The 12,104-nt window shown below is 39.8% G+C and carries 10 protein-coding genes; 8 read left to right on the top strand and 2 right to left on the bottom strand.

Annotated features, from left to right (window positions below; translation table 11 throughout):
• Window positions 1–63 precede the first annotated feature (63 nt).
• On the top strand, window positions 64–729 hold the full coding sequence (locus AC00Y6_RS09835; RefSeq protein WP_474490446.1) for a head GIN domain-containing protein: 666 nt from the start codon (window positions 64–66) through the stop codon (window positions 727–729).
• 71 nt (window positions 730–800) lie between these two features.
• Here AC00Y6_RS09835 and ligD read toward each other — a convergent pair whose 3' ends face one another.
• Window positions 801–3,338 (bottom strand): DNA ligase D, encoded by a 2,538-nt coding sequence (ligD, locus tag AC00Y6_RS09830; RefSeq protein ID WP_474490445.1) that lies wholly within the window; start codon window positions 3,336–3,338, stop codon window positions 801–803.
• Between the two features lie 55 nt (window positions 3,339–3,393).
• The gene (ku, locus tag AC00Y6_RS09825; RefSeq protein ID WP_474490444.1) at window positions 3,394–4,173 is read right to left on the bottom strand and encodes a non-homologous end joining protein Ku; all 780 of its coding nucleotides are present in this window, start codon (window positions 4,171–4,173) and stop codon (window positions 3,394–3,396) included.
• Between the two features lie 152 nt (window positions 4,174–4,325).
• On the opposite strand from ku, the gene AC00Y6_RS09820 reads away from it, so the two are divergent.
• The 7 genes from AC00Y6_RS09820 (at window position 4,326) to AC00Y6_RS09790 (ending at window position 12,031) form a co-directional block, all read left to right on the top strand.
• On the top strand, window positions 4,326–4,832 hold the full coding sequence (locus tag AC00Y6_RS09820; RefSeq protein WP_474490443.1) for a pyridoxamine 5'-phosphate oxidase family protein: 507 nt from the start codon (window positions 4,326–4,328) through the stop codon (window positions 4,830–4,832).
• A gap of 134 nt (window positions 4,833–4,966) precedes the next feature.
• On the top strand, window positions 4,967–5,557 hold the full coding sequence (locus AC00Y6_RS09815; protein ID WP_474490442.1) for a TetR/AcrR family transcriptional regulator: 591 nt from the start codon (window positions 4,967–4,969) through the stop codon (window positions 5,555–5,557).
• A gap of 531 nt (window positions 5,558–6,088) precedes the next feature.
• Entirely contained in the window at window positions 6,089–6,391 is a 303-nt protein-coding gene (locus AC00Y6_RS09810; RefSeq protein WP_474490441.1) for a DUF3817 domain-containing protein, read from the top strand.
• Window positions 6,388–6,747 (top strand): rhodanese-like domain-containing protein, encoded by a 360-nt coding sequence (locus AC00Y6_RS09805; protein WP_474490440.1) that lies wholly within the window; start codon window positions 6,388–6,390, stop codon window positions 6,745–6,747. The genes AC00Y6_RS09810 and AC00Y6_RS09805 overlap by 4 nt, the downstream gene beginning before the upstream one ends.
• A gap of 47 nt (window positions 6,748–6,794) precedes the next feature.
• A complete protein-coding gene (locus AC00Y6_RS09800; RefSeq protein WP_474490439.1) occupies window positions 6,795–7,811 on the top strand; it encodes a ligase-associated DNA damage response exonuclease in 1,017 nt (338 codons plus the stop codon).
• A 136-nt stretch (window positions 7,812–7,947) separates the two neighbouring features.
• The gene (locus AC00Y6_RS09795; RefSeq protein WP_474490510.1) at window positions 7,948–9,528 is read left to right on the top strand and encodes an ATP-dependent DNA ligase; all 1,581 of its coding nucleotides are present in this window, start codon (window positions 7,948–7,950) and stop codon (window positions 9,526–9,528) included.
• Between the two features lie 55 nt (window positions 9,529–9,583).
• A complete protein-coding gene (locus tag AC00Y6_RS09790) occupies window positions 9,584–12,031 on the top strand; it encodes a ligase-associated DNA damage response DEXH box helicase (RefSeq protein WP_474490438.1) in 2,448 nt (815 codons plus the stop codon).
• Window positions 12,032–12,104 lie beyond the last annotated feature (73 nt).

The following is a 12,104-nucleotide window of genomic DNA, read 5'->3' as shown; positions in this document are numbered from 1 at the left end:
AAATTTAACTAATTATAACAAAAATTGGTTCTGGTTTTGCAACTACCTTTCAAATTTTAAATTATGAAAAATATAATAGTAGCCGCTTCCGTATTCCTCTTTTCGCAGGTTGCGCTGGCACAGACTAAAGCCATTGGTGCTTTTACATCACTCAAAGTATTTGATAAAATCCCAGTAGAACTGGTATCCTCTTCATCGTACAAAGCTGAAGTTTCGGGAACCAAATCAGACGATATAGAATTTGTAAACTCAGGCAACGAACTGAAAATAAGAATGAAAACCCTTAAACTAATGCAGGGCGACGACGTAAAAGTGGTAATCTATTACAAAAACCTTAATAACGTGCAGGCCAGCCAAGGTTCTAGAATCTCTTCCAAAGATGTAATTAAAGCATCAAGATTGCAGGTAACATCCAACGAAGGTTCCCAGATTGACCTGAATGTAAATGCCAGCGTGGTGGACGGAAAGTCCAATACGGGAGGAATTATCAAATTGCAAGGTGAAGCAGATTCTCAGTCGGTGATTGTAAATACCGGTGGGCAATATGATGGACAAAACCTCAAAACAAAAATTACAAGTATCACAACCAATGCCGGCGGAGAAGCTTCTGTTAACGCATCCCGTTCTGTAGATGCTAAGACGAGAGCCGGTGGCGTGATTGATGTTTATGGTAATCCAAAAACCAGAAATGATAAAAAAGTAATCGGTGGAAAAATTAATTACCATTAATTCTAAACCGGATTTCAACGAGAAAACTTCCAATATCTGGAAGTTTTTTTTGTTTTTGATTGATGTTAATATTATTGCTCCAACTTTTTGATTACAGCCAGCATGTCAATGCCTTTGCCCAGGATAGGCTTGAAAAGGTCTCCTTTTTCTTGCAACCGTTCCTGTGCGTTGTGAATGTTAAAATCGGTGGGTTTTAGCCCGGCTTTCACTTCTGCCCATTCCAGCGGCATAGAAACGGGCGCACCTTTTTTCGGGCGAAGGCTGTAAACACTTGCAAGGGTTTGCCCTCGCCTATTCTGAAGGTAATCCAGATAAATTTTATTTTTGTCCCGCTTTTGCAGGCTTCTCTCCAGAGTGGTAAGTTTGGGAAGTTTTTGCTGAACCATTTGCATCAGCAGATGACCAAAATCTTTCACCTGATCATAATCATATTTGGCATTCATCGGGATATAGATGTGGATCCCCGTACTTCCGGAAGTTTTAGGAAAGCCATCAATTTTTGCTGAGTCCAATACTTCTTTCACGGCCTGTGCAGTTTCCACAACATCCCCAAACGTGTTTTTTTCTGATGGATCCAGATCCAGCACAAGATAATCGGGATGATCGGCTTTTTGCACTTTGCTCGTCCAAACATTTAGCTCTATGCAACCGAGATTATTAAGATAGGCCAATGTTTCTTTATTATTACAGATGATGTAATTGATATATTTATCACTGCTTTCCGAGAACACTTTCTGTATTTCTACCCAATCCGGTGTCTCTTCTGCGGCATCTTTTTGAAAAAAACTAAGACCTTCTATCCCATTCGGGTAACGGTTCATAGATTGCGGCCTGTCCTTAAGATGGGGCAGGATATATTTGGAAATACTTTGGTAATAATCAATAACATCTCCCTTTGACACGTCATCATCAGGAAAATAGATTTTGTTACGGTTGGTAAGTTTCAGTTCCTGCTTTCCAATTTTTTTGATGGTTTCGTCTTTCCCGGTTCTGTTTTTGGGTTCTGTTTTTTTCATGGTCTCTATTCTTGAAGATTGTGGAGTAAAACTTACCTCATCTGGTTCTATATCATCCCGAAGCCGAAGGAAAATCGGATGCCGGTAAATATGATCTTTCGTTAGTTCCGAAAATTTGATTTCCGCCACCAGTTGTGGTTTCAGCCAAGTGGCTTTGGTATTGGTTTTAGGGGTAATTTTAAACACTGATTGGTCTGTGATCAAAGGCTGCATTTTATTGAAAATATCTGCCAGCATTTTATCATTAAAACCACCGCCGGTGTGGCCAACAAAAACAATTTCACCATCCAAGTATTTACCGAGGATCAATGCTCCAAGCTTTTTCCTGGAACCTTTAGGCGCCGTAAATCCACAGATTACAGCTTCATCACTTTTGTGGATTTTAATCTTTAACCATTCCGAACTGCGGATATTTTCTTTATAAAAGCTGTCTGTTTTCTTGGCTACAATACCTTCCAGCCCCATGTCTTTTGCCGCTTGGAAAAACTCCGGCCCTTTCTCCAGAATATGATCGCTGTACTTGATAATTTCATTTTCCTGGAGTGCCTCTTTCAGTAATTCTTTACGCTGAAGATAACCCAAACTTTCCGTTGAATGGCCGTTCAGCCAAAGCAGGTCAAACACTTGAAATGTCAAGACCAGTTCCGGATTTTCGCCAATACCCTGCAACCACTGAAAATTGGGTTTTCCATGATTATCATAAGCAACAATTTCGCCATCCAATACCATTTTATGTTCTTGCAGCTGGAGCGCGTTGGTTACTTTTTTGAATTTCTTTGAAAAGTCAAGACCGTTTCTGGAATATAAGCGCAACTCATCTTTACTAAGATCGGCAATAGCACGATAACCGTCCCACTTGATTTCAAAAGCCCATTCTTTATCGTCAAAAGCTTTTTCAGAGATTTTACACAGCATGGGATGGATAAATTCCGGCAGTTTACGCTCCCCCGAAAGTGCTGGTGCATAATTTTTAAACTTCTTTATCCCTTCGGATTTGTTATTTTTTTTTTTACTTCCTTTCTCCTCGAGATAGGCGGTTACTTTGGAATTTTTATCGGTATGATCTTCTGCATTATAATCCTCATCCACAGCAAATTTATCTTTGTGTTTAATAAGCAGCCAGGCATTCTCTTCCTTCCAATTTTTTTTTTTGACGAGTTCAAATTCACCTTTTAGCCTTTTACCATGAAGGATAAACTTGAGTGATTCTTTGTGCAATTCGGCCCGCATAATGAGATCATCTGTTTTGCCTTTCACTTTTTCTATCGGTTCATAAGTCCCTTCGTCCCAAATCTCTACCTCGCCGGCACCATAATTCCCTTTGGGAATCGAACCTTCAAAAGTTCTGTAAGCAAACGGATGATCCTCCACCATCATCGCCAAACGCTTGTCTGCAGGATTGAGAGAAGGGCCTTTGGGAACCGCCCAGCTTTTGAGCACGCCATCCATCTCCAGGCGGAAATCATAATGCAAATGGGAAGCGGCGTGGCGCTGGATAACAAACCGAAGCGCTTTACCTCCACTTTCCACTTTGCCTGCCGGCTCGGAGGTTTCTTTAAAATTCCGTTTTTTGTTATAATCTTCGAGAGCCATGATTCTTAAATTTATTAATGAAGATGAAATGATAATAACGTACAAGCTATAGGCCTTAACCCACCTTTTTCTTACCTTTTTCCAAACTGGCTTTCAGCATAGCCATCAGGTCGGTTGCTTTGCCTTCGGGTTGTTTGGTTTCTGTAATCTTTATTTTTTTCCCTTTTGCTTTTTGCTTAATAATCTTGAGCAGGTCTGCGTTATAGGTATCTTTATATAATTTGGGATCAAAATCACTGGACAGGGATTTGATCAATTGCTCCGCCATTTTGAGTTCGGCAGGCTTCGATGTGTTGCCCGAAGGTATTTTGAGGTCTTTAAAACTTCGCATTTCTTCGGGGTAGCGCATTCGGTTGACCATCAAGATTTGGTTGTCATAAGGCCTAATCAGGCAAAGGATTTCGCGATCCCGTAAAACAAACGAGCCAATGCCAGCCATTTTGGTCTTGGTCAAAGCTTTTAATAATAACTGGTAGGCAGATTCGCCGTTCTTCTGTGGTTCCAGATAATAAGGGGTTTCAAAAAATGCAGGATCTACATCAGATTCTTTGACGAACTGGGAAATACTGAGAACCTTGGATTTTTCCGGGCTTGCCGCTTCAAAATCCTTGTCGTCCAAAACGATATAATGATCCTCTATTTTATAGCCTTTTACAATATTCTCCCAAACGACTTCTTTACCCGTTTTTTCATTGATTCTTTTGAACCTGATATTGCTCAAATCTTTGCCGTCCAGCATATCAAGATCCAAAGTGCTGGAATCTGTGGCAGAATATAACTTGATGGGGATATTGACAAGGCCAAAACCAATGGCACCGTTCCAGATTGCTCTCATATTTGATTATTTAATGCGGATTGTAAGTAAGCTATCTGCAATAAATATTCCATCGTGATATTAAGAAAACGATCATCATTATACGAATGGACTGAATATATAGCACATTATTTGTAACGCTAAAAATAATGATAACATCAAAACAAAATATTATGTCAACAAAAAACCTTACGAACCTAGAAGCGATTAAAAAAATCCAGGAACTCTCAGAAAAAGCCAGAATCTGTATGTTTTGCACCGAACTGGACCGCCTGCCGAGCAACAGCCGACCGATGACTTTACAGGAAACCGATGACGAGGGCAATCTCTGGTTCATCAGTAGCGAAACCAGCAACAAAAACTTTGAAATCAAAGAAGACAGGCGGGTACAACTTTACTTTATGAATAACAGCGATGCAGAATATCTTTCGGTATTTGGAGAAGCATCGGTTTACAAAGACAAATCTACCATAGAGGACAAATGGTCCCCCATGGCCAACGCCTGGTTTGATGGCAAAGAAGACCCTAACGTTTCCATCATTAGAATAGAACCAAAAGAAACCTACTATTGGGATACCAAAGCCGGCAAATTGGTAAGTCTTTTCAACTTTGTGGCAGCTGCAGTTACAGGCAACAAAACTAATAATTCTGATGGCATCGAAGGCCATGCTATAGTTTAATCGTCTTTATAACTAAAATATAATCTCCGGAAATAATTTTTTTTCGGAGATTATTTATTGTTTCCAAGCAAAATCTAGTAATTAATTTAATTATAAATATTGTTCCTTTGCAAAACAAACCGATCAGTATTTTAATGAAAAAATCTCAAGAAACTCGTCTTAATATTCTTCAGAAAGCTTTTGATTTGATTTACAAAAAAGGCTATCAGACAACTAGTGTTGATGAAATAATTGCGACGACCCAAGTCACAAAAGGGGCATTTTATTATCACTTTAAAACTAAAGATGAAATGGGTTTGGCAATTATCAACGAACTTTTAATTCCAAACTTCCAAAATACTTTTATTCATCCTTTTCAAAACAAAGAAAATCCATTTGAAACGATTTACAATCTGATGTATTATTTACTCATCGAAAATGATACTTTAAAAGTTGAGTATGGCTGTCCAGCCTCCAATTTCACTCAGGAAATGGCACCTTGGAATATTGATTTCACAAAAGCATTAAATCAACTCTCTTTGCATTGGGAGAATACAATGATTAACGCTTTAGAAGAGGGAAAAAAGGAAGGATTTGTAAAACCTGAAGTTAGTGCAAAAGAAATTGCGATTTTTGTAATTTCAGGTTATTGGGGAATCCGAAATTTAGGCAAACTTGAAAATTCAAAAGCTGTATATTTTACTTATTTAAAAGGACTTAAAACATATTTTAAAAACTTACAATAATTTTTTAATCAAAAACATACTAATTAGTATGTTTTTCATTTATCTTTGTGGTAGATTATTATTATCGAACATGTATCAGGCATTAACATTTGTACACTCCACTTTTCGGTGGTTGGTTTTATTAAGTTTATTTTACTCTATTTTTAGGGCATATAAAGGCTACTTCTCCAAGATATCATTTTCAAAAACTGATGATTCAGTAAGGCATTGGACAGCAACAATCGCCCACATCCAACTGGTTTTAGGAATTACATTATATACTCAAAGTCCAATTATCAAATATTTTTGGAAGAATTTTTCCGAAGCTAAAGAATCGTTTGATCTTCTATTCTTTGGGTTAATACACATCTTTCTGATGCTGCTTTCAATTATCTTAATTACAATAGGCTCTTCTATTGCCAAAAGAAAAACAAGTGATAGAGGCAAATTTAAAATTATGCTCATCTATTTCACTATTGCATTGATTATCATTTTTATAGCCATTCCTTGGCCCTTTTCACCACTTGCAAACAGACCATACTTCAGATAATTATGATAGACCTATTTAAAACTAAAATTGGAAGATTAAGAGTGATTGCCATACTTGAGGGGATTTCACTTTTAATCTTAATATTCATCGCAGTTCCGCTAAAATATGGCGCGAACAATCCTCAATTAGTGAAAATGATGGGACCAATACACGGCTCATTATTTCTGTTATTTCTATTTAATACACTAAGCGTGGGTGTTGAGCAGAATTGGAAATTCAAAGAAACAACTTGGAAAGTGCTGCTAGCCTGCATCATTCCGTTTGGGACATTTTATATCGATAGAAAAATTTTAAGTAAACTATGAAAAAACTGCTGATCATCCTCGGGATTATTTTTGTTTCCTATCTTGTCTACCGAATTTATAAATATTATACTTTAGACGAAGGTTTAGATAGGCTGATAAAAAATGGTGCAATCATTCTTGATGTAAGAACCGAAAAAGAATACAAAACCGGCCATATTGCAGGTTCGCAGAACATTTCTCTAGGCGAAATAAGGCACAGGTTTGTTGAATTGGATAAAAACAAGACCTATATCACGGTTTGTTCACATGGTCTAAGGAGCGTGAAAGTTGAATCTATTCTAAAAGAAAAAGGCTTCAAAAATGTGCATAATGGCGGCGCTTGGAGCGATTTACAGAAAAATTTGCATTTAAAATAATTTGGTTAAGTTTTTGAATATGCAAAAGCATATTAATCATCAAACTTTTGAAACTGATCAAATTCACAAACAAAGGTATTTTCTGCCCACAGGGAAAATTTTATATTGACCCGTGGCGACCTGTTGATTTGGCGGTCATTACCCATGGCCATGCCGACCATGCCCGTTGGGGAATGAAAAAGTACCTCTGTCATCATTTTACAAAACCGATCCTAAAAAAAAGAATTGCCGAAGATATCGATTGCCAGAGTGTGGACTATGGCGAAGTCATTAATATCAACGGTGTTAAGGTTTCGCTCCATCCGGCAGGTCATATTATTGGCTCTGCGCAGATCCGCCTGGAGTACAAGGGTTATGTAAGCGTGATTTCTGGAGATTACAAAATTCAGAATGACGGCCTTAGCACACCATTTGAGTTGGTAAAATGCAATGAATTTGTAACCGAAAGTACCTTTGGGCTCCCTATTTACAACTGGCTCGAAGTCCCGGATCTGAACCAGAAGCTGCAAAATTGGGTATTGCAAAATCAGGAAAATCAAAAAACGTCAGTATTCATCGGTTATTCCCTCGGGAAAGCACAACGCATTATGAAAGCGGTAGAAGGCATGGGCAAAATCCATGTCCACTACTCGATTGGTAAATTGAACCAAGCTTTTGAAGAAGTGGGAATTACTCTACCGGACTACGACATCCCAGATTTTCGGGAAAGCATAAAACACGTGAAAGGTGATATTGTGATAGTGCCGCCAGCTTTGTTGGACAGCAATGTGATTAAGAAAATACCAGATGCTGCCACTGCTATCTGCTCCGGCTGGATGCAGGTTCGCGGGGCAAGGCGATGGCGAAGTGCTGATGCCGGTTTTGCCATGAGTGACCATGCCGACTGGAAAGGCCTGCTGGAAGCAGTGAAAGCTACCGAGGCAGAAATTTTACATGTGACGCACGGCCAGACCGAAGTTTTCTCGAAATACCTCAACGAAATAGGAATTAAATCGGACGTGGTGGAAACACTATATGGCGATGATGATGAGGAAGAAAAAGAGGAGGAAAGCATCGACAAATAAACTAATCAATCAATAATAGTGTTAAAAACAGAGAATAGCATGCAGCCCGGCTTGAATGGAGCTCTTTTTGTGAAGAGGTACGATGAACAAAAAAGCGGGAGTGGAAGACGGAAAAGCTGCCCAAAATAATCATATAATGAAACATTTCGCAGAACTCATCAACGCACTCGAAAGCACCAATAAAACCAATGCTAAAATTGATGCGATCAACGATTATCTGGAACGTGCCCCAGATGAGGATAAAGTGTGGTTTATTGCCCTGTTCACTGGCAAAAGGCCTAAACGGAATGTGAACACCAATTATATGAAGGAATGGGCTCTGGAGATTACGCAGCTCCCTTTTTGGCTGTTTCAGGAGAGCTATTCTGCCGTTGGGGATTTGGGCGAAACCTTATCCTTGATTTTACCGCCACCGACTGATAAAATTGACCGCACATTGTCCCAATGGATGCGTGATATTAACAATCTCAAAGACCAATCTGAAGCTGACAAAAAAGCTTTTGTCCTGCAATCATGGAATGGTTTGGATTACACAGAACGTTTGATTTTCAATAAATTACTGGGCGGAAGTTTCCGGATTGGGGTTTCGGGTAAAACCTTAATCAATTCACTTACCAAATTTTCTGGGCAGGAATCCAGCACGCTTACCCACAGTCTGATGGGAAAATGGCAGCCTTGGGAAGTGACTTTTAAAGAACTGATTTTGGCAGAAAATGTAAACCCAGACAACTCAAAGCCATATCCATTTTGCTTGGCCTACCCGTTGGAAAAGGAGTTGGAAGAACTTGGCAAACCCGATGAATGGTTGGTAGAATACAAATGGGACGGAATCCGGGGACAGATTATTAGACGGAATGACGAAGTTTTCATCTGGTCGCGTGGTGAAGAATTGGTGACAGAACAGTTCCCCGAAATACAAGAAGTTGTGCAAAATATGACAGGTAATTTTGTGATTGATGGCGAAATATTGGCTGTAAAGGATGACAAAGTTTTAAACTTTAACGAACTGCAAAAACGACTTAATAGAAAGAATTTAACCAAGAAAATGCTTTCCGAAATACCAATTCAGGTTTTTGTTTATGACTTGTTGGAGCTGGAAGGTCATGACCTTCGGGAAAAACCCATTGCTGCCAGACGCGCCATGTTAGAAGAATTATTACTGAATGAACAACCAGAGCGCATCAGAATTTCTCAATCCATCGATTTTGAAAACTGGGGAGAACTCAATGAAATCCGGGAAAAATCCCGTGACATCAATAGCGAAGGACTGATGCTGAAACAGAAAAATTCGCACTACCATTCGGGTAGGAAAAAAGGCGATTGGTGGAAGTGGAAAATCAATCCTTTGACCATAGATGCGGTACTCATCTATGCGCAAAAAGGCAGTGGCAGGCGCAGCGCCTATTACACCGATTATACTTTTGCCGTGAAAAACGGAGACAAACTGGTGACGATTGCCAAAGCTTATTCCGGCCTTACAGATAAAGAAATTATGGAGGTGAGCAAGTTTGTGAACAAAAATGCATTAGAAAAATTTGGCCCTGTAAGAACGGTAAAAGCAGAACTTGTTTTTGAAATTGCTTTTGAAGGTATTGGATTCAGCAATCGGCATAAAAGCGGCGTTGCCCTGCGCTTTCCCAGAATTTTGCGTTGGCGTAGAGATAAAAAGGTAGACGAAATTGATGATCTCGAAGAAATTAAAAAATTGATACAATAAAACAGACTTCTAAATTCTTATATCCTTATCGGCTAAAATAAAACACATCTGAAATTTGACAACATTCCACCATACCGACGGCTACAAAATCATCCAGAACTGGATGGGCGAAAAAGGCATCTCCCCATTCATGTTCCAAGTGGATACCTGGCAAAAGTTCGGCAACGGTTATAGCGGAATGGTGGTTGCGCCAACAGGTTTTGGGAAAACGTACTCTGTATTTTTGGCTTTGGTTACAGATTTTCTCAATCACCCCGATCTGTATAAAAAAGGGTTGAAAATGATCTGGATTACACCGCTGCGTTCGCTTTCCAAAGATATTGCCAAAGCCATGCAAGAAGCTATAGACGAGATTGGTCTGGACTGGGCTGTAGGTGTAAGAAATGGCGATACCGACCCAAAAGTCCGTCAACAGCAGGTTAAGAATATGCCAGATATCCTGGTCGCAACACCGGAAAGTTTACATCTATTATTGGGACAAAAAAATCACAAACGGTTTTTCCCACATTTGCAAACTATTGTGATTGATGAATGGCATGAACTGCTGGGTTCCAAACGCGGTGTAATGATAGAATTAGGCATCTGCCAACTCAGGAACTATGTACCCCAACTTAAGATCTGGGGCATTACGGCAACCATCGGAAACCTGGACGAAGCTATGGAAGTCCTCATCCCCTATCCCATCAAAAAAACCAAAATAACAGCAAAAGAGAAAAAGAAAATCGACATCATATCTGTGTTTCCGGATGAAGTCGAGATCCTTCCCTGGGCAGGACATCTTGGACATAAACTGGCAAACAAAGTTGTACCTATAATCCTTGAATCCAATTCAACTATTGTTTTTACCAACACCAGGAGCCAGAGTGAAATGTGGTATCAGCTTTTGCTGGATGCCTATCCTGATTTTGCCGGACAAATCGCTATCCACCACAGTTCTATTGACGGCCATTTGCGCATTTGGATCGAAGAAAACCTCAGCAGCGGAAAATTGAAAGCCGTTGTTTCAACATCATCATTAGATTTGGGAATTGATTTCAAACCTGTGGACACCGTTATACAGATTGGCTCTGCCAAAGGTGTTGCGCGGTTTTTGCAACGCGCTGGGCGAAGTGGGCATTCGCCTTTTGAGTCTTCAAAAATATATTGTGTCCCCACCCATTCTCTGGAACTGATAGAGGTGGCTGCTTTAAAAGAAGCCGTCAAACAAAACGTTATAGAGCCGCGCGACCCACAGGTATTGTGCTTCGATGTCCTCGTGCAGTTCCTGATGACTTTGGCCATCGGGGACGGATTTTATCCTCATGAGATTTACCCTAAAATCAAGGAAACTTTCGCTTTCAGGGAAATGACGGAAGATGAATGGAACAACATTTTGGACTTTCTAACGATTGGTGGCAAAGCTCTTAAAAATTATGAAGAGTTCCATAAAATAGAGATTCAGGAAGACGGACTTTTCAAAGTTACCTCACGCAGGATTGCCATGCTCCACCGTATGAATATGGGTGTAATTGTGAGCGATGCAATGCTGAAAGTGAAATTTATCTCCGGCGGATACATTGGTATGGTGGAAGAATATTTTATCTCAAGACTCAAAAGAGATGAGAAATTTATTTTGGCCGGACGTGTGCTGGAAGTGGCCATGATAAAGGATATGACGGTTTATGTGCGTGCTTCCAAAGGCAAAGCTTTTGCACCAAGTTATCTTGGAGGCAGGTTACCTCTAAGCTCGAATCTTGGGCATTTTTTAAGGGAAAAATTATCCGGTGCCCTGAATCCAAAAGCTTCGGAAAAGGAATTGCGCTTCCTGCATCCTTTGCTCAAAAACCAGGAAGAACGTTCCCACATTCCGCGGGAAGATGAATTTTTGGTAGAGATGATCAAAAACCGGGAAGGCTACCATCTTTTCATGTATCCTTTTGAAGGACGGCTTGTGCACGAGGTGATGGCTGCTTTGATAGCTTACCGGATTTCCAAGCTTGCACCTATTTCTTTTTCGATGGCGATGAATGATTATGGTTTTGAACTTTTTAGTGATAAAGAAATCCCAGTTACCGAGGACAATCTACAAAAACTTCTCAGCCGCGACAATCTTATGAATGATGTGGTTGCCAGCATTAATGCGGCGGAAATGGCCATGCGGAAATTCCGTGATATTGCGGTGATTTCCGGAATGGTGATCCAGAACTTTCCGGGAAAACAGCGCTCCAATAAATCTTTGCAAAGTTCATCGGGATTAATTTTTAAGGTATTGGAAGAATACGACCCAGATCATTTTCTGGTTAGGCAGTCTTATACCGAAGTTTTTAACGCACAGCTACAAGAACAGCGATTGATAGAAGCCTTCAAAAGGATTGACAAATCAAAAATAATACTGAAATTGGCCAACACATTTACACCGCTCAGCTTCCCGATTAAAGTGGATAGTCTGCGGCAAACTTTGACCAGCGAAACCTTGGATGCACGCATTCAAAAACTGATTCAGCAGGCTCGGAAAAGCAAATAATACCTGTTTTTCAGATTTTTATAAAAATAATTAATTCAAACTGTCAATTTAAGATCTCAAATTTATGTTTGAG

This window comes from Epilithonimonas sp. (assembly GCF_056329745.1).
This window is presented reverse-complemented; position numbering and strand designations above follow the sequence as displayed.

Bases quoted from the DNA above. Each gene is read 5' to 3' on its own strand.
- AC00Y6_RS09810 (WP_474490441.1), top strand. From the start codon at position 6,089: ATGATAGACCTATTTAAAACTAAAATTGGAAGATTAAGAGTGATTGCC.
- AC00Y6_RS09835 (WP_474490446.1), top strand. From the start codon at position 64: ATGAAAAATATAATAGTAGCCGCTTCCGTATTCCTCTTTTCGCAGGTT.
- AC00Y6_RS09795 (WP_474490510.1), top strand. From the start codon at position 7,948: ATGAAACATTTCGCAGAACTCATCAACGCACTCGAAAGCACCAATAAA.
- AC00Y6_RS09815 (WP_474490442.1), top strand. From the start codon at position 4,967: ATGAAAAAATCTCAAGAAACTCGTCTTAATATTCTTCAGAAAGCTTTT.
- AC00Y6_RS09805 (WP_474490440.1), top strand. From the start codon at position 6,388: ATGAAAAAACTGCTGATCATCCTCGGGATTATTTTTGTTTCCTATCTT.
- AC00Y6_RS09820 (WP_474490443.1), top strand. From the start codon at position 4,326: ATGTCAACAAAAAACCTTACGAACCTAGAAGCGATTAAAAAAATCCAG.
- ku (WP_474490444.1), bottom strand. From the start codon at position 4,173: ATGAGAGCAATCTGGAACGGTGCCATTGGTTTTGGCCTTGTCAATATC.
- ligD (WP_474490445.1), bottom strand. From the start codon at position 3,338: ATGGCTCTCGAAGATTATAACAAAAAACGGAATTTTAAAGAAACCTCC.